Genomic DNA, 18,272 nt, shown 5'->3' with positions numbered 1-18,272 from the left:
GCGGGGCGATCGCGCCGGTCGCGCGGTGATCGCCGCTAGCCCTTGAGCGCGCCGCTGAGGCCCGCACTGCGCAGGAACGTCCGCTGGAACACCAGGAACAACACCATCGGGATCAGCGCCGAGATCGTCAGCGCCGCGAGCAGCACGTCCAGCTCGGTGGAGCGCGCCAGGGTCGGCAACCGCACGGAGAGCGGCTGGACGTCCGGGTCGGGCAGCACGAGCAGCGGCCAGAGGAAGTCCTTCCAGGCCGAGATGAACGCGAACACCGACACCACGCCGAGTATCGGGCGGGACATCGGTAGCAGCACCGACCAGAAGACCCGGTACGGGCCGGCCCCGTCGATCCTGGCCGCGTCGAAGATCTCCTGCGGCAGGTTGTCGAAGAACCGCTTCGTGAGCAGCACGTTGAAGGCGTTCGCGCCGGCCGGTAGCCACACCGCCCAGAACGTGTTGATCAGCGAGACACCGAGCAGCGGTGGTTCGAGCACGGTCAGGTAGAGCGGCACGAGCAGCACGACCGCGGGGACGAACAGAGTGCTGAGCACCAGCCAGTACAGCACCGGCCCGTACCGGGGTCGCAGGATCGAGAGCGCGTAGCCGGCGGTGGTCGCGACGACCAGCTGCACGAACCATGAGCCCGAGGCGATGATCAGGCTGTTGGCGACGTGCAGGTCGATGTGCACCCGCGACCACGCGGTGGCCAGGTTCGCCCAGTCCACCCCGCTGGGGAACAGCGCCATCGGGCTGCGGAGGGTGTCCTGTGTGGTGCTGATCGAGGCCTTGACCAGCCACAGGATCGGCCCGAGCCCGATCACCAGCAACAGCAGCAGAACCACCGTGTGGATGACCCCCAGCGCGAGCCGCACCGAGGGCGTCCGGCGCTCGGCGTCCGAGACGATCCCGCGCGGCGGCTGCTCGGCGGCCCGTCGCAGCGCCCTCCGGGCCGGCCGGCGGCCGGCGGCTTCGGCAGCAACGGGCCGCGGGCCGCTCGAAACCGCGGGCCGCGTGCTGGTCGGCGTGCTCATGAACTGCTCCAGGATCGGGTTAGCCAGAAGTAGAGGGCGGACAGCGCAGCCAGGAACACCGCGAGCATCAGGCTCAGTGCGGTGGCCGCCCCGTAGTCGCCGCCGAGGCTGGAGCCGAAGGCATAGTTGTAGATCAGCAGCAGCACGGTGAGGGTCGAGTTCGCCGGCCCGCCCCCGGTGAAGAGGAAGGGTTCGAGGAACACCTGCGAGGTGCCGATGATCTGCAGGATCAGGGTGACCAGCAGCACCCCGCGCAGTTGCGGCAGCGTGATGTGCCAGATCTTCCGCCAGATCGACGCGCCGTCGACGTCAGCGGCGTCGTACAGGTCAGCGGGCACTCCGATCAGCGCGGCCAGATAGATGATCACCGTGCCGCCGGCCGCCGCCCACGTGGCCTCCAGCACGAGGGACGGCATCGCGGTGGTGGCCGACTGCAGCCACTGGTACGGGCCCAGGCCCACCCAGCCGAGGATGGTGTTGAACACCCCGTCGGGGCGGGCGTCGTAGAAGAACTTCCACATGAGCACGGCCACCACGGGCGGCACCACCATCGGCAGATAGGCGATCGCGCTGAACAGCCCGCGGTACCGGCGCACCTCGCTCATCAGCACGGCCAGCACGAGCGGGAGCGGGTAGCCGAACACGAGCGCGATGAGCGCGAACATCCCGGTGTTCTGCACCGCGGTCCAGAACAGCGGATCGCCCAGCACCGACTCGAAGTTCTGCAGCCCCACGAACTCCGGCGCGGTGACCAGGTTGGTCTGCTGCACGCTCATGACCGCTGCCCGGACGATCGGCAGCCACGAGAACACGCCGAAGATCACCAGCAGCGGCAGCAGGAAGACCAGCGTGCTCAGGCCACCGCGCCGGACCCAGGTGCGCATGCTCAGCCTCGGTCGATGATCGCCTGGACATCGGAGTCGGCCGTGCGGAGCAGCGCGTCGATGTCGGCGCCCTGGTCGGTCAGCACGGCCTGTACGACGGAGTCCAGCACGGCGTACATCTCCTGGGTGCGCGCCGTGGGCTCACCGGCGAGGTCCTGGTCGAAGATCCCGTCGGAGAAGAAGCGCATCTGGTCGAGCGGCACGTTGACGTACTGCTTGATCCACTCGTTGTACTGGTCGAGCGTCGCTCGGTCGAAGACCGGCAGCTCCGGCAGGCCGACCGGCTGCTCGCTGTCGGCCAGTGTCTTCGCGTCGAGCACCGCGGCGTCCTGCTTCAAGTACTTGGCCATGTAGTAGAAGTCGATCCACTTCGCCCCGGCGGCCTGCTGCTCGGGCGTGGCCTTGACGTTCACCGCGGCCAGCGTGCCGCCGCCGAGCAGGCCCGCCGAGCTCCCTGGCGCGAGTGGCAGCACCGAGAGCCCGTAGTCGTCCGGGTTGATGTTGTTCTGCTGCACCAGCGACTCGTAGATGTCGGACCCGCCCATGATCATGCCGATCCGGCCCGCGGCGAACTCCTGGTTGATCGTGCCCCAGTCGTAGAGGAAGTTGCTCCCCATCGAGTTGTCCTGCCAGCGCATCTCACGCAGCCGGGTGAGCGCCTCACGCGCGGCCGGGTTGTCGATCGTGGCCTCCACCTTGTCGCCGTCGACCTCCTGCATCCGGCCGCCGAGGGCGTAGGTGAGCGAGGTCAGCATCCAGCCGCCGGTGTTCTCCTCGGTCATCTGTGCGTAGCCGGCCTGCCCCGTGCGTTCGGCGATCTGCCTGGCGTAGCTGCGCACCTCGTCCCAGGTGGTCGGGGGCTTGTCCGGGTCGAGCCCGGCCTGGGTGAAGAGGGTGCGGTTGTAGTGCAGGCCGACGCCGTAGGCCGCCGTCGGCACGCCGAAGATCCCGCCGTCGGCGCTCTGCCCGGACCGCAGCACGGTCTCGTTGAACTTGTCGGCGTATCCGAAGCCACGGACGTACTGGGTGAGGTCGGCGAGCTGGCCGCGCTCGATCAGCGCGCTGCCGTCGGTGAAGGGCACGGTGAAGACGGTGGGCAGGGTGCCCCCGGCGAGCTGCGCGGTGAACGTGGGGCCCGTCCACTCGTACTCCTGGCTGGTCACGTCGATGTCCGGGTTCGCGGCCTCGAACTGCCTCACCTGGTTCTCGAAGGCATCGAAGGCGGCTTGCTCGCTACCGGGCTTGAGGCTGACGACCGAGATCGCCGTCTTCCCACCGGCGCTCGGATCGTCGGTCGAGCCACTGCATGCGGCCAGGAGACCTGCGACGACCAGCGCCGCCGATGCCACGGTCGCGGTCTTCCGGATGGACCTCATCGTCACTCCCTCTCGTTGCGCAGCCAGGCGGCCGTGTCGGTGGGTAGCTCGCCGTTCGGCAGCGGTGCGCTCGACAGCAGCACCGCGGTGTGCCCGGGGAGCGCCACCGGCCCGGGCGAGAGGTTCACGACGCAGGTGAACGACGGGCCGCGCCGGAACGCGAGCACTCCGTCGGCGGAGGACAGCCACTCCATCGGGCCGTCCCCCAGTTCGGGTTCGTCGCGGCGGATCCGCAGTGCGGCCCGGTACAGCGCGAGCATCGAGCCGGGGTCGGCCTCCTGCGCGGCGACGGTCAGCGCCGCCCACTCCGCAGGCTGCGGCAGCCACGTGGCCTGGGTCCCGGGCGGGGAGAATCCGAACGGCGGCCGGTCGCCCGCCCATGGCAGCGGAACCCGGCAGCCCTCCCGGCCGGGGTCACGGCCGCCGGAGCGCAGGTACATCGGGTCCTGCCGCAGCTCGTCGTCGAGCTGCTCGAATTCGGGCAGGCCGAGCTCGTCGCCCTGATAGATGTAGAGCGACCCGGGGAGCGCCGCCGACAGAAGTGCGGCCGCCCTCGCGCGCCGCACGCCCAGCTCGGGGTCTGTCGGAGTGCCCGCCCGCTTGGCCGCGAACGAGAATCCCGACTCCGCACGGCCGTAGCGCGTGACCGGCCGCGTGACGTCGTGGTTGGACAGCACCCAGGTGGCGGGCGCGCCCACCGGCGCGTGGGCGGCCAGCGTGGCGTCGATCGACGCGCGCAGCTGTGCGGCGTCCCAGGGACGGGCCAGGAAGTCGAAGTTGAACGCCGTGTGCAGCTCGTCGGGTCGCAGGTAGCGCACGAACCGCTCGACGTCGGGCAGCCAGATCTCGCCGACCAGGATCCGGCGGCCGGGGCCGTGGTCGGCCGGGTACGAGTCGGCGATCTCCCGCCAGCCGCGGTAGATGTCGTGCAGTTCGTCGCGATCGGTGTTGGGGTGCTCGCCCGGTCCCGGGTCGGCCGGGATCTCCGGCAGCGCCGCGTCCTTCACCAGCAGGGCAGCCGAGTCGATCCGCACGCCCGCGACGCCGCGGTCGAACCAGAACCGCAGCACGTCCTCGTGCTCGCGACGGACGTCGGGGTGGCTCCAGTTCAGGTCCGGCTGCCCCGTGCTGAACAGGTGCAGGTACCACTCGCCCGGGGTGCCGTCGGCGTTCTTGGTGCGGGTCCAGGTGTCACCGGCGAACATCGACGGCCAGCGCGTCGGCATCTCGCCGCCACCCGGACCACGGCCGGGACGAAACCAGAACCGGGCCCGCTCGGGCGAGCCCGGCGCTGCGGCCAGCGCGGCCTGAAACCAGGGGTGCTGGTCGGACACGTGGTTGGGGACGACGTCGACGATCGTGCGGATGCCGACGGCCAGCGCGTCCCTGATCAGGTTCTCCGCCCCGGCGAGCGTGCCGAACGCCGGATCGATCATGCGGTAGTCGGTGACGTCGTAGCCGCCGTCGGCCATCGGCGAGAGGTACCAGGGCGTGAACCAGATGGCGTCCACCCCGAGATCGCGCAGGTAGCCGAGGCGGGACCGGACGCCCGCCAGGTCGCCGACACCGTCGCCGTCGGCGTCGGCGAAGCTGCGGGGATAGATCTCGTAGATCACCGCATCGCGCCACCACTGCCCGTCGCGCGCAGCCCACCCGTCCATGCGCCCCCGCTCGCATCACCCGATCGTGTGCGAGGACGGTAGCGACGGCCGTCAGAATCCAGCAAGAGTTCGACGATTTCGAGTCGATTTCTCTACATGATCATGGCTTCACCGGTCCGGTCGAGGAGCGGACCACCAACTCCGGCTCGTACATCAGCTCGGCGGTGCCCACCGCGCTGCCCTCGATCTGGTGCACCAGCAGGTCGACGGCAGCTCGGCCCATCGCCTCGATGGGCTGGCGGATCGTGGTGAGTGCAGGGTCGACGCAGCTCATCAGCGCAGAGTCGTCATATCCGATCACCGAGAGGTCGCCGGGCACCGACAGTCCGCGCCGGCGTGCCGCCCTGATGGCGCCGAGGGCGAGCGGGTCGCTCGCACAGATGACCCCGGTGACGCCCCGGTCGAGCAGCCGCATCATCGAGGCCTGCCCGCTCTCCAGCGAGAACATCGCGTGCTCCACCAGTGCGGCCTGCTCGGCCTGACCGGCCCTGGTGTTGGCAGTGACGAACGCGGCGAGCTTGCGCTGCGACGGAACGTGCGAGGCCGGCCCGAGGAGCAGTCCGATCCGCCGATGACCCAGCGCCACCAGGTGGCTGAACGCCTGCTCGACGGCCGCACCGTCGTCACAGGACACCTGTGGGAGACCCAACGCGTCGACGGCGGCGTTGGTGAGCACGGTGGGCAGCTTGCGCTGCAGCAGGAGCCGGTAGTGATCGTGCTTGGCGTCGGCCTCGGTGTAGAGACCGCCTGCGAAGATCGCGCCGGACACCTGCTGCTGGAGCAAGAGGTCGACGTACGCGGCCTCACTCACGCCGCCTGCGGAGCTCGTGCACAGCAGCGCGGTGAGGCCCTGCTGGGCCAGTGCACCCCCCACGACCTCGGCGAACGCCGGGAAGATCGGATTCTGCAGCTCGGGGAGGACCAGGCCGACCAGGCGGGCGCGTTCGCCGCGCAGGCTGGTGGGCCGCTCGTAGCCGAGCACGTCGAGCGCGGTGAGCACAGCGTCGCGGGTGGCCTCGGAGACTCCGGGCTTGCCGTTGAGCACCCGGCTGACCGTGGCCTCGCTGACGCCGACCTTCTTCGCCACCACCGCCAGCCGCCGCGTCATGCCGCAACCCTAACGCATGATCTTGCAAGACCTTGCAAGACTTACGTGCTCTTGCAGACCCAGGGCCGGCGCTCTCCGGTCGTCGGGTTTCGCGCTGACGAGCCAAGAGTCCGCGCTTTCGGAACGGAATTCGGCCTGCCACTCCATCAGGCTGAGGAAGAAATTAACTTCTGAACAGCGCCGACACCCAACAGAAGAGGAATTGATCCGAATGGCTGTGAATCGGGCAGGAACGTACACCCTGCGGGCTTCGACCGAATTGGCAAGGAAGTACCGAGCCGGCGGCAGGTGGCGGGATACCGGTCTCATCAACGATCTTCGAAAATGGCGTGACGCCACTCCCGATGCGGTGGCGATCGACGCCTTCGGATCGGAGGGGCGGCGAACAACCGTCACCTACGGTGAGTACGCGCATCTGGTGGAGAGATTCGCCGCCGCGCTGTACGAACTCGGCGTCCGGCCCGGCCAGGTGGTGGCCATGCAGTTGCCGAACTGGTGGCAGTCCTGCGCCATGTACCTGGCGGCAGCCCGGCTGCGCGCGGTCATCGCTCCCGTCATGACGACGATCCGGCGACGCGAGCTCGAACGGCTTCTCGCGCGGGTGGACGCCGACGTATTCGTGACCATCGACGAGTGGGACGGGTTCGACCATGCCGCGATGGCACGATCGGTCGCCCCGCATCTGCCCGGACTGCGCAAGCTGGTGGTCCTCGGCCGGGCCGAACCGGGCGCCGAGATCGAGTTCGGCGAGTTCTTCGAGAACACGCCGTGGGAAGAGCGCCATCCCGTTGCGTTGGACGACGCGGAAGAGGATCCGGACGCGGTGTCCATCGTCCTTTTCACCTCGGGCACGTCGGGGCAGCCCAAAGGGGTCCTGGGAACCCAGAACACGTGGTACGCGGGCTCATCGGGACTGGCCGAGGCCGAATCGATCACCGCGGCGGACGCCGTCTTCACCCCGCACAGCGCGATGTACAGCCTCGGAACCGTCTTCTCCCTTCACATCCCGTTGCAGACCGGTGCGCGTGCCGTGCTGCTGGACACCTGGTCGGGGGCAGCGGGCCTGGCGGTGCTCGAGCAGGCCCGGGTCGCGGTCATGATGGCCGCGCCCAGCTACCACGACCAGCTCGTGGCCGCGGCGTCGGAGCGTCCGACGAGGTTGCCGTCGCTGCGGGTCATGGCCGCCACCGGCACGAAGATCCCCAGCCGGGTCGTGAAGAGCGTGATCGAGACCTTCGGAATCGGCCTGCGTTCGGAGTGGGGAATGACCGAGGTCGGCTGTGCGACCATCACGAGGGCCGACGACCCCATCGACTGGACACTGCAGAGCGACGGGCGACCCTTCCCCGGCTACGAGCTCGACATCCGCTCCGATGCGCCGGTCACCGTGGAGCAGCCGGGCCGGTTCTTCGTCCGTGGCCCGGCGGTGTGCCTGGCCACCGTGCGAGGCGAGGACAACCAGCTGACCGTGATCAGGGAGCATGACGACGGCTGGTACGACACCGGCGATCTCGCGACCTGGGACGGGCACGGTGGAATTCGCCTGATGGGAAGGGTCGCCGACCGGGTCGGCGGCGCATTCATGATCCCGATCGCCGACGTGGAAGACCTGTTGATGCACCATCCGGCCGTCGAGGACGTCGCGGTGGTCGGCTACTTCGACGAGCACGGTGCCGAGCTGGCGTGCGCCGTGATCATGGTCCGCGGTGAGATCGCGCCGACCCTGGAGGAGCTGCGGAACTACCTCAGCGCGCAGGGTATGACGGACTGGTATCTGCCGACCCGGCTCGAACGGCTGGACCGACTGCCGAGGAACTCGACCGGAAAGGTCCGCAAAGAACTGCTGAGAGCGTGGTTGAACGGTGCCGCGGACGCGCAGGATCTCTCCTGGCGATCCTTGTAAGGGGATTGTAAGAACACCGTCCTGGATTAATGGATCACGCTCCCACCACTATCACAAACACGGGGTGCCGGTTCAGTAGCGTGCGTGCGTAGCATGACATGATGGCCGACAATGATCTGCTGGCTGGGGATGCGGCGGCGGAGTCCTGGCAGCACACCACTGATTTCACCCAGGCCGAGATGTGGTGTGGGTCGGCGTTGTATCCGCACCAGCGGCTGTTCCGGCTCGGTGATCCGGAGCAGTTCTTCCTCCGGCAGTGCATTGTCGACGCCGGCCCGATCACGATCAGCGACATCACCTTCGGCGCCGACGTACGAATGGACTGCGGCTCGTTCCACGGCACCTACCACGTCAACCTGCCGCTGTCCGGCCGAATCCAGTCCGAGCATCGGGGTACGCAGGTCGTGATCGATCCGACGCGGGCCGGGGTCTACATACCCGACGGCGACACGTCGCTGCCGCGATGGGGAGCCGGGAGCCGACAGCTGTGTGTGAAGATCGACCGGCTCGCGGTGGAGGAGGCGCTGGCGGCCCAGCTGGAGTACGGAAGCGCGCCGGTCGACCGGCAGCTCCTGCTCTCTCCCTCCCTCGACATCACCCGGGGCGCCGGCCGTGACTGGGCCCAGCTGGTGCTGCTGCTGCGCCGGCAGCTGGCCAGGGACGACGGTCTGGCCCGCGAGCCGCTGATCGCCCGGCCGCTGGTCGACGCGCTTATCCATGGCCTGCTCCTGGCCACCGACCACGGTGGGCGCGCGGCGCTGGCTGAGGAACCGGTCGCAGCGGCCCCCGCAGCGATCCGGGCCGCGGTCGAACTCATTCATGCCCTGCCCGCAGAGCCGTGGACCACCGCCGGATTGGCCGGCCGCTGCTTCGTGAGCGTGCGCTCCCTGCAGGAGGGCTTCAAGCGCCACCTGAACACCTCGCCGATGGCGTACCTGCGCGCGGTACGGCTACGGCACGCGCACGAGGAACTGCGCGCGGCCGACCCCGCCCTGGTCACGGTGACGTCGGTGGCCACCAGGTGGGGCTTCGCCAACCTGGGCAAGTTCGCCGCCGCGCACCATGCCCTCTACGGAGAGAACCCGCGCGAGACCCTCCGCCGAGCCAGATAGGCGACACCTCGCGCGTCCGAGGCCGACCAGCCCGCGAACGTGGCTCAGCGGCGCGCGCGGAACCGGAACCGGTCGCCGTTGCTCTCCACCTCGGCGTCGGTGAACCCGGCGGCGGCGAGCCGGGAGGGCAACACATCCGGGTCGACGGGGTTGAAGATGTCGTCCACGTGCAGCGCCCGCCGGGGCGGGGTGTCCTCGCCGTCGGTGCCGAGCAGCACACCGCCCGGCCGCAGCACGCGGGCGATCTCGGCCAGCGCGCGGTCCTGGCTTTCGGCGTCGGGAATGTGGTGCAGCATCGTGAAGCAGAACGCCGAGGAGAACCGGCCGTCCGGCAGCGGCATCGCGGTGGCATCGGCGGTGACCACGTCCACCGGCTTGCCGCTCATGCGTTCCCGCAGCGCCGACGCCAGTACCGGGTCGATCTCCACCGCGGTGACGCGCGGCGCGCGCTCCACGAGCAGATCCGTGACCAGGCCGGGGCCGGCGCCGATCTCCAGCACGTCCTCCCCGAGCAGGAGGTCCTCACCCAGCACCCAGGGCAGCAGGTCGTCGGCCACGAGCTGGGCCCACTCGGCGCTGGCGCACAGCCGCAGGTGTTCCTCGTTCACTACGCCATGACCCCCCGCCCGGCGAGCTGCCCTGCCAGCGCCGCGGCCGCCTGTTGCAGCAGCGGAACGGTGCGTTCCACCACCGCCCACGTCACGCGGGTCTCCGGGCCCGACACGGACAGCGCGGTGGTGGAGCGCCCACCGGGAACGGCGACGGCGACGCAGCGCACGCCCACCTCCTGTTCGGCGTCGTCGACGGCGTAGCCCTGGTGGCGGACGCGGTCGAGCTCGCGGGCGAGCCGGTCGGGATCGGTGATGGTGTGGGGGGTCTGGGCAACCATGCCGGCGCGCATCAGCATGGCCTGCACCTGTGCGGGTGGGAGCTGTGCCAGCAGCACCTTCCCCACGCCCGTGCAGTGCACCGGCACCCGGCGGCCGACCTCGGTGAACATCCGCATCGAGTGCCGCGACGGGACCTGCGCCACGTAGACCACGGCGTCGCCGTCGAGCATCGCGAGGTTGGCCGTCTCGCCCGCCTGATCCACCAGCTGGGCAAGCTGCGGGCGTGCCCACTCCCCCAGCATCCGGGACGCGGCCTCACCGAGCCCGATCAACCGCGGGCCCAGGCCGTAGCGCCGGGACGGCAGCTGCCGGACGTACCCCGACGCCACGAGCGTGCGGACGATCCGGTGGATCGTGGGCAGCGGCAGCCCGGAACGGACGGCGAGCTCGGAGAGCGCGACGTCGCCGCCTGCGTCCGCCATGTGCTCGAGCAGGGCGAACGCCCGGTCGAGGGACTGCACGCCGCCACTGCGGTCGGGTTGCGCCACACCAGCCATGGTTCTCCGGTTCAGGATCCGCCGAGTTGCGGGACCTGGCAGGTTATCCGCCAGGCCTCATTCCCCTTTCCACGTTGCACGCTCCTTGGCCCCGAAGGAGCGAACCGCGGCCTGGAAGTCGGCGCTGCCGTACACCCGCGCCACGATGTCGTCGCCGTTCGGGAGCCCGGCCCGGCGCAGCCTGACGAGCGACTGCTTCGTGGCCCACATGCTCAGCGGGGCGTGCGACGCCAGCGCGTCGACGGTCTCCGCGAGGGACGTGTCGAGAGCCGCGGTGTCGTCGGCGAGCTGGGTGACGAACCCCGCGGTGTGCACCTCCTCCGCGCTCAGCAGGCGGGCCCGCAACAGCATGTCGAGAGTGCGCGCCGGGCCGAGGTGCCCCAGCAGAAGGGCGTAGGTGTCCATCGACAGGCAGTTGCCCAGGGTGCGCGCGACCGGCACCCCGAACCGTGACGCCGCGGTGGCGATGCGGAGATCGCAGGCGGCGGCGAGGGCGAGGCCACCACCGATGCAGTAGCCGTCGACAGCAGCCACGGTGGGCACGGTCGTGTCCTCCAGCCTGCGCACGACGCGGCTGATCCGCTCCTCGTACGCCACGCCGGTAGGCCCGTCGAAGCCCTCGAACTGGGCGATGTCGGTGCCCGACACGAACGCCCGGCCCCCGGCGCCACGCAGCACCAGCACTCTGACGTCGTCCTCTGCGTCCGCCCGCTCGCAGGCGTCGTGCAGGCCCTCGTACATGGCGAACGTCAGGGCGTTGTGCGACGCAGGCCGGTTGAAGGTGACGCGCAGGACGGGTCCGTCGCGGTCGACGAGCAAGTCACTCATGGCGCCATCGTCCCGAGCAACGCATCCATCTCGGCGTCGGTGTACCCGACCTCACCGAGGACGGCGCGTGAGTCGGCCCCGAGCGCCGGGCCCGCACCACCCCGCCGGGCCGGCGTGGCCGACAGCCGCATCGGCGAGCCGAGCTGACGGACCGGGCCGACATCGGGGTGCTCGGCGTTCCAGAAGAAGTCTCGGCGCGAGAGGTGGGGATCGGTGAACACCTGGCCGTAGTCGTTGATCGGCGCGCACGGGACGCCGGCGATGTCGAGCGCCGCGACGACGTCGGCGGCCGTCAGGGCCGTGGTGGCCTTCTCGATCTCGGCGACGAGCTCCGCGCGATGGGCGTGCCGGCCGTCCGAGTCGACGTAGCGGGGGTCGGCGTGCAGGTGCGGCAGGTCGAGGGCCGCACAGAGCCCGTTCCAGGTCTTCGGCGTGATCGCGCCGACCGTCACCCAGCCGTCCGCGCACCGCACCGCCTGGTACGGGGCCTGCGCCTGGTGCGCGGAGCCCAGTGGCCGCCCCACCTCCCCGGTTGCGAAGTACTTCCCGGCTTCCCACACCGCGAGTGACACGCCCGACTCCAGCAGCGAGACGTCGATCTGCTGGCCCCGGCCGTCACCGTGCGGCTGGTCCCGGTGGTGCAGCGCGGCGGTGACCGCGAGTGCCGTGTAGAGCCCGCAGACGAGGTCACAGATCGGCACGCCCACCTTCACCGGGTCGCCGTCGGGTGATCCCGTGATGCTCATGAGCCCCGAGCGCGCCTGGGCCATGATGTCGAGCCCCGGCAGTGCTGCCAGCGGCCCGTCCTGCCCGAAGCCGGACGCCGAGGCGTACACGAGTCCGGGGTTGAGCTCGGCGAGCTCGTCCGGTCCGAGCCCGAGGCGCCGCATCGCACCGGGCCGCAGGTTCTCCACGAGCACATCGGCGCCCGCCACCAGCCGCAGAAACGCTTCGCGGCCTGCCTCGGACTTCAGGTCCAGCGCCACCGATTCCTTGTTGCGGTTGAGCCGCGCGAACGGCGAGCTGTGCCGCGAGGAGTCGGAGCCCTCGAGGAACGGGCCGGTGGAACGGGTGGGATCAGGGGCTGCCGGGTTCTCGACCTTGATGACCCTGGCGCCCAGGTCGGCGAGCTGCATGGTGGCGAAGGGGCCGGCCATGAAGACGCCGATCTCGAGCACCGTGACGCCGGCGAGCGACCCCTCGGACGCGCTCTCGTGCTGCATGCCTACAGCCAACCCGGCACCACCAACAGCAGCCACGTGATGGGCGGTGCGACCGCGACCATCGAGAAGCCCCACCGCATCAACCGGCGGTAGACGTAGTCGCGCCGGTCCTCCGGGGCGTTGGCCGTGACCAGCGCACCCGAGGTGGAGAACGGGCTCGAGTCGACCACCGACGAGGAGATCGCCAGCGCGGTGATGAGACCGATCGCTCCCACCTCACCCGCGAGCAGGAACGGCACGGCCAGCGGGATCAGGGCGCCGAGGATGCCGGTGGTGGAGGCGAACGCCGACACCGCGGCACCGATGTAGCAGACCACCAGCGCCGCGAGGAGCGGCACGCCGATCGCGGCGACCTGGTTGCCGAGGAAGTCGACGGTGCCGATGTCCTGCATGAGGTTGACGTAGGTGACGATTCCGCAGATCAGCAGCACCGTCGGCCATGCGACCTGGGCCACCGCGCCCTTGTAGGTGTGCGGGGCGAGCAGCGAGAGCAGTACCGCGGCGGTGACGGCGAGCAGGCCCACGTCGAGCTGGAAGGCCAGCGCCCCGATGGCCACGCCGATCAGCGCGACGAGCGTGAGCGAGCGGTTCAGGTCGAGCGAGGTGACCGGCGGGTGCTCGCCGTCGGTGAAGCTTGCCCCCGTGGCGCCCGAGGTGGTGGCCCGCGCGGCACCCGGCCCGTCGGAGGCGCTCTCGCTGGTGCCGGGTTTGCGAAGGGAGACCGCCGCGGCGTCAGCGGTCTCGTCCGTGGTCCCGCCGCTGGTGTCCGCGACTCGGCCGAGGAGCTCGCGGCCACCGAAGAGCAGGAACACGACGATGTTGAGCAGCACGTTGAACACGAGGCTGCCGAGGAACAGGATCAGCGGGCTGCCGGGCAGGTTGTTGTCCGCGACGACGCCGTTGGTGATCACGCCGAAGATGCTGAGCGGGGAGAACCCGCCCGCGCTGGCCCCGTTGATGATCGACAGGCCCATCAGCACCGGGTTGATCTTGTGGCGGACCGCGAAGCCCATGCCGACCGGAGCGATGATCGCGACCGCGGCGGGCACGACGGCGCCGAACGCCGTGAGCAGAGCGGTGACGAAGAACATGATCCAGGGGATCAGGGCGATCCGGCCGCCCACGCCCTTCATGGCCACGTGCACGAGCCAGTCGACGGTCCCGTTGGCACGGGCGATCGCGAACAGGAACGTGACCCCCACGAGGATCACGAACAGGCTGCCGGGGAAGCCGGCGAAGATCGCGTCGGCGACGTCGTCCGGACTCCCGGGGATCGCCAGCGTCCCGATGACGAGCGCGGCGACGAGCGAGATCGCGCCGAGGTTGATGGGGAGCACGGTGGCGAGGACGAACGCCGCCACCAGCGCGAGGATCGATATCACCTGGTAGGACATGCCACTTCCTCACGACAGGGACGCCAATGTTCCGTAATGCGGAAGACGGTTTCCGTGTTGCAGTATGGTTCGGGTCACACTGCCAGGTCAAGGGCTGGCACGCACGATGAGCAGTGGTGGTGGGAGCACGCACATCCGTCACACGAACTGTCACCCCTGCCCGCTATGCGGTAGATGTCTTCCGCAAAGCGACAACGAGGACGCACCTGGAGGCATCGATGAGTCCGACCGGCGGGCGTCACTTCCTGCAGATCCCGGGCCCGACCAACGTGCCGGACCGGGTGCTGCGGGCGATGGCGGCACCCACGATCGACCACCGCGGCCCGGAGTTCGCCGAGCTCACGAAAGCCCTGCTGCCGGCGCTCGGCCCGGTATTCGGCACCACGGCGCCGGTGGTGATCTACCCGTCGTCCGGCACGGGCGCCTGGGAGGCGGCCCTGGTCAACACGCTGAGCCCCGGCGACCGCGTGCTCATCGGCGAGACCGGCCAGTTCTCGACGCTCTGGGCCGAGCTCGCCGGACGGGTCGGGCTCGACGTCGAGGTGATCCCGGGCGACTGGCGCCGCGGCGTCGACCCTGCCGCTGTCGGCCAGCGGCTGGCCGCCGACCCCGAGCGCACGATCAAGGCCGTGTGCGTGGTGCACAACGAGACCTCCACCGGCGTCACGAGCCGCGTGCCCGAGGTCCGAGCCGCCATCGACGCCGCCGGGCACCCCGCCCTGCTGCTCGTCGACACGATCTCCTCGCTCGCCTCCATCGACTACCGGCACGATGAGTGGGGCGTGGACGTCACCGTCGCGGGCTCGCAGAAGGGCCTCATGCTGCCGCCCGGGCTGGGCTTCAACGCGGTGAGCGAGAAGGCCCTCGCGGCGTCGCGCTCGGCGGGGCTGCCGCGCAGCTACTGGGACTGGGCGCCGATTCTCGAGGCGAACGCCCGCGGGTTCTTTCCCTACACACCCGCCACCAACCTGCTCTACGGCCTGCGTGAGGCGCTCGCGATGCTCACCGAGGAGGGCCTGCCCGCCGTGTTCGCCCGCCACCAGCGCCACGCCGCGGCCACTCGTGCCGCCGTGCGGACGTGGGGGCTCGAGGTGCTGTGCGCCGACGAACGGGAGTACTCCGGCTCGCTGACGGCGGTGCTGCTGCCCACCGGCCACGACGCCGACGCGGTGCGCCGGATCATCCTCGAGCGCTTCGACATGTCGCTCGGCACCGGGCTCGGGCGGCTCGCCGGCACGGTGTTCCGGATCGGGCACCTCGGCCACTTCAACGACCTGACGCTGGCCGGCACGCTGGCCGGTGTCCAGATGGGACTGCAGCTCGCCGGGGTGCCGATCAAGCCGGGCGGCCTCGACGCTGCGCTGGAGCACCTTCGGGATGTCGCATGAACGAGCTTGCAAGCGAATCAAGGTCACAGCGCGAGCTTGCGCAGGCACTTTCCCGGGAGATCGAGGGTGAGGTCTCCTTCGACGACTACACCCGCCACCTCTACTCGCGCGACGCGAGCATGTACTCGATCACGCCGCGCGGGGTGGTGGCCCCGCGGCACGCCGGCGACGTCGTGGCCGCGGTGAGGCTGGCCGCCGAGCACGGGGTCGCCGTGTTGCCCCGCGGGGCAGGCACCAGCCTGGCCGGGCAGACGGTCGGCGACGCACTGGTGCTCGACTTCTCCCGGCACATGAGCACGATCCTCGACCTCGATCCGGAGGCCCGTACCGCACGCGTGCAGCCCGGGGTGGTGCAGGACCAGCTCAACCGCGCCGCGGGCGAACACGGCCTGATGTTCGGTCCCGACACCTCCACGTCCAACCGCGCCACGCTCGGCGGGATGATCGGCAACAACTCCGCGGGCAGCGGCTCGGTGCGCTACGGGATGACGATCGACCACGTCCGCACGCTCGACGTGGTGCTCTCGGACGCCACCACCGCGCACTTCGCCCCGGTCGACGGGGCCGAACGCGCCCGCCGCGCCACGGCCGCCACCTTGGAGGGGCGGCTCTACCGCGACCTGCCCGCACTGGTCGAGGAGTTCCGCGACCCGATCGCGACCGGGTACCCGGGCTTCTGGCGCCGGTCGGGCGGATTCCGGCTGGATCGGCTGGCAGCCGCCGCGAGCTCCGACCCCGCCACCTTCGACCTCGCCACGTTCGTGGTCGGTTCGGAGGGCACGCTCATGGTGGCCACGGAGGCGACAGTGGGCCTGGTGCCCAAGCCGAAGCACACCGTGATCGCGGTGGGCCACTTCCGCTCCACGCCCGCCGCGATCGCCGCCACTGAGGACGCGCTGAGCTGCGACCCGTCGGCCGTCGAGCTGATGGACCGCACGATCCTCGACCTCTCCCGGGAGCGCATCGAGTACGCGGCCCTGGGCACGATCCTGCAGGACGACCCCGACGCGCTGCTGTTCGTCTCCTTCACCGGTGACGACCCGGCGGAGCTCACCGGGCAGCTCGACCGGCTCACCGCCCTCTGGGAGCGCCACAACCACGGCTACCACACGCTTCGCGCCGAGACGCCCGCCCAGCAGGGGGCGCTGCTCAAGGTGCGCAAGTCGGGCCTCGGGCTGCTGATGGCCGCGGGCACGGGCACGAACCGGCCGCTCGCGTTCGTCGAGGACACGGCGGTCGATCCCGCGAGGCTCGCCGAGTACACCGAGCGCTTCGCGAAGGTGCTCGACCGGCACGAGCTGCGGGCCGGGTTCTACGGCCACTGCTCCGTGGGCTGCCTGCACATCCGCCCGTTCGTCGACCTGTCGCGGCCCGACGAGGTGGTGCGCATGCGCGCGGTGGCCGAGGAGATCCGCGACCTCGTCACGGAGTTCGGCGGCGTCAACTCCTCGGAGCACGGCGACGGGCTCGCCCGCAGCGAGTTCAACCGGGCGCTGTTCGGTGACGACCTCTACGAGGCGATGCGCCGCGTGAAGGGGATCTTCGATCCGGAGAACCGGCTCAACCCCGGCAAGATCGTCGACGCCCCGTCGATGACCGAGAACCTGCGCGACGCGGCGCTGACCCCGGCGCCCTTGCTGCGCACCGCGCTGGACTTCACGGTGGTGGCCGGCGGCTCGGGTGGCATGCGGGGCGCCGCCGACCGGTGCATGAACATCGGCGTGTGCCGCAAGAGCGACGCCGGCGTGATGTGCCCGTCGTACATGGCCACGCGCCGCGAGCACGACTCCACGCGCGGCCGGGCTAACGCCCTGGTCAAGGCGTTGTCGGAGCCGGACCCGCGAGTCGGGCTCACCGACGAGGGCCTGCACGACGCGCTCGATCTGTGCCTGATGTGCAAGGCCTGCAAGAGCGAGTGCCCACTGTCGGTGGACATGGCCACGCTGAAGAGCGAGGCCCTGCACCAGGCGCACCAGGTCGAGGGCACGCCGCTGCGCTCCCGCGTCTTCGGCGCGATCCGGCGGCTCAACCGGCTCGGCTCGGCCACCGCACCGCTGTCGAACCTGCCCGGCCGGGTCCCCGCGCTGCGCACGCTGATGGGTCGCACCCTCGGCATCGCGCCGCAGCGCCCCCTGCCGGTGTTCGCCCGGCGAACCCTGCCCCGCTGGTTCCGGCGGCGGCCTGCCGCAGCGCAGACGAACCGGGGTCCGCTCACCTTCCTCGCCGACTCGTTCACGAGCTTCACCGAGCCCGCGGTCGGGATGGCCGCGATCGAGCTGCTGGAGCGCGCCGGCTGGGACGTGCGCCTCGAGGACTCCGGCTGCTGCGGACGCGCGGCCTTCTCGAAGGGCCTGCTCGACCAGGCGAAACGTCAGGCGTCCGGTCTGGTCGACGCGCTCGGCGCAACGTCAGGGCCGATCGTGGGCGTGGAGCCGTCCTGCCTGCTGACGCTGAAGGACGAGCACCGCGCCCTGCTCGGCGACGACCCGCGCGTCGCGGACGTGGCGGGCCGCGCGCGGCTCGTCGACGAACTGCTCGTCGAAGCGATCGACAGCGGGGCCCTGAAGCTGCGGGAGAACGCCTGGCCCGCGGGGCAGCGCATCCTCTTCCACGGGCACTGCCACCAGAAGGCCGAGGTGGGCACCGCGGCCACGGTGGCGCTGCTGAAGCGGATCCCGGGGGCCGACGTGGTCGAGCTCGACGCCGGGTGCTGCGGGATGGCGGGATCGTTCGGGTTCGAGGCCGAGCACTACGACGTCTCGATGCAGGTCGGCGAGGACCGCCTGTTCCCGGCCGTCCGAGCCGAACCCACGTCCACGATAGTGGCCGCGACCGGGGTCTCCTGCCGCCAACAGATCGCCCACGGCACGACCCGCAAAGCCCACCACCCGGTAGAACTCATCAGGGCAACCTTGGCCCCTTGAGTTATGGAGCCGTAGAGCTGTCCGGGACGGCCTCCCGACAGCACTACGGCTCCGTTCTG

At 70.4% G+C, this 18,272-nt stretch carries 14 protein-coding genes; 4 read left to right on the top strand and 10 right to left on the bottom strand.

Features of this window, described 5'->3' with window-relative positions:
• Positions 1-35: 35 nt before the first annotated feature.
• From ACQPZQ_RS03715 to ACQPZQ_RS03695, 5 genes are all read right to left on the bottom strand, one after another.
• Complete coding sequence (locus ACQPZQ_RS03715; RefSeq protein ID WP_433292055.1) at positions 36-1,025, bottom strand: carbohydrate ABC transporter permease; 990 nt, start codon at positions 1,023-1,025, stop codon at positions 36-38.
• Positions 1,022-1,909 carry a carbohydrate ABC transporter permease gene (locus ACQPZQ_RS03710; protein WP_433292053.1) on the bottom strand — a complete coding sequence of 296 codons (888 nt, stop codon included), beginning with the start codon at positions 1,907-1,909 and terminating at the stop codon, positions 1,022-1,024. Before ACQPZQ_RS03710 ends, ACQPZQ_RS03715 begins: the two co-directional genes overlap by 4 nt.
• 2 nt (positions 1,910-1,911) lie before the next feature.
• Positions 1,912-3,285: an ABC transporter substrate-binding protein gene (locus ACQPZQ_RS03705; protein WP_433292051.1), complete on the bottom strand. Its 1,374-nt coding sequence runs from the start codon at positions 3,283-3,285 to the stop codon at positions 1,912-1,914.
• Positions 3,286-3,287: 2 nt separating this feature from the next.
• The gene (locus ACQPZQ_RS03700; RefSeq protein WP_433292049.1) at positions 3,288-4,946 is read right to left on the bottom strand and encodes a glycoside hydrolase family 13 protein; all 1,659 of its coding nucleotides are present in this window, start codon (positions 4,944-4,946) and stop codon (positions 3,288-3,290) included.
• A gap of 100 nt (positions 4,947-5,046) precedes the next feature.
• A complete protein-coding gene (locus tag ACQPZQ_RS03695) occupies positions 5,047-6,054 on the bottom strand; it encodes a LacI family DNA-binding transcriptional regulator (protein ID WP_433292047.1) in 1,008 nt (335 codons plus the stop codon).
• 16 nt (positions 6,055-6,070) lie between these two features.
• Between ACQPZQ_RS03695 and ACQPZQ_RS03690 the strand changes: the two genes are divergently transcribed.
• Entirely contained in the window at positions 6,071-7,957 is a 1,887-nt protein-coding gene (locus tag ACQPZQ_RS03690) for an AMP-binding protein (protein ID WP_433292045.1), read from the top strand.
• A 101-nt stretch (positions 7,958-8,058) separates the two neighbouring features.
• A complete protein-coding gene (locus tag ACQPZQ_RS03685; protein ID WP_433292043.1) occupies positions 8,059-9,069 on the top strand; it encodes an AraC family transcriptional regulator in 1,011 nt (336 codons plus the stop codon).
• A gap of 44 nt (positions 9,070-9,113) precedes the next feature.
• Here the strand turns inward: ACQPZQ_RS03685 and ACQPZQ_RS03680 are convergent, their stop codons facing one another.
• The 5 genes from ACQPZQ_RS03680 to ACQPZQ_RS03660 are packed head-to-tail and all read right to left on the bottom strand — an operon-like array spanning position 9,114 to position 13,901.
• Entirely contained in the window at positions 9,114-9,677 is a 564-nt protein-coding gene (locus tag ACQPZQ_RS03680; protein ID WP_433292041.1) for a class I SAM-dependent methyltransferase, read from the bottom strand.
• Positions 9,677-10,456 (bottom strand): IclR family transcriptional regulator, encoded by a 780-nt coding sequence (locus ACQPZQ_RS03675; protein WP_433292039.1) that lies wholly within the window; start codon positions 10,454-10,456, stop codon positions 9,677-9,679. Before ACQPZQ_RS03675 ends, ACQPZQ_RS03680 begins: the two co-directional genes overlap by 1 nt.
• A gap of 57 nt (positions 10,457-10,513) precedes the next feature.
• A complete protein-coding gene (locus tag ACQPZQ_RS03670; RefSeq protein WP_433292037.1) occupies positions 10,514-11,284 on the bottom strand; it encodes an enoyl-CoA hydratase/isomerase family protein in 771 nt (256 codons plus the stop codon).
• Positions 11,281-12,507, bottom strand: coding sequence for a CaiB/BaiF CoA transferase family protein (locus ACQPZQ_RS03665; RefSeq protein WP_433292035.1), 1,227 nt, complete (start codon positions 12,505-12,507; stop codon positions 11,281-11,283). The genes ACQPZQ_RS03670 and ACQPZQ_RS03665 overlap by 4 nt, the downstream gene beginning before the upstream one ends.
• 2 nt (positions 12,508-12,509) lie before the next feature.
• Positions 12,510-13,901: an SLC13 family permease gene (locus ACQPZQ_RS03660; RefSeq protein ID WP_433292033.1), complete on the bottom strand. Its 1,392-nt coding sequence runs from the start codon at positions 13,899-13,901 to the stop codon at positions 12,510-12,512.
• A 218-nt stretch (positions 13,902-14,119) separates the two neighbouring features.
• On the opposite strand from ACQPZQ_RS03660, the gene ACQPZQ_RS03655 reads away from it, so the two are divergent.
• The gene (locus tag ACQPZQ_RS03655) at positions 14,120-15,289 is read left to right on the top strand and encodes a pyridoxal-phosphate-dependent aminotransferase family protein (protein WP_433292031.1); all 1,170 of its coding nucleotides are present in this window, start codon (positions 14,120-14,122) and stop codon (positions 15,287-15,289) included.
• Positions 15,286-18,213, top strand: coding sequence for an FAD-binding and (Fe-S)-binding domain-containing protein (locus tag ACQPZQ_RS03650; protein ID WP_433292029.1), 2,928 nt, complete (start codon positions 15,286-15,288; stop codon positions 18,211-18,213). Before ACQPZQ_RS03655 ends, ACQPZQ_RS03650 begins: the two co-directional genes overlap by 4 nt.
• Positions 18,214-18,272 lie beyond the last annotated feature (59 nt).

Source organism: Pseudonocardia sp. CA-142604 (assembly GCF_050948475.1).
In the GTDB taxonomy this organism is placed as follows: Bacteria; Actinomycetota; Actinomycetes; order Mycobacteriales; family Pseudonocardiaceae; genus Pseudonocardia; species Pseudonocardia alaniniphila.
Note: the sequence above shows the minus strand (reverse complement) of the source record. Positions and strands in the feature narration are given on the sequence as shown.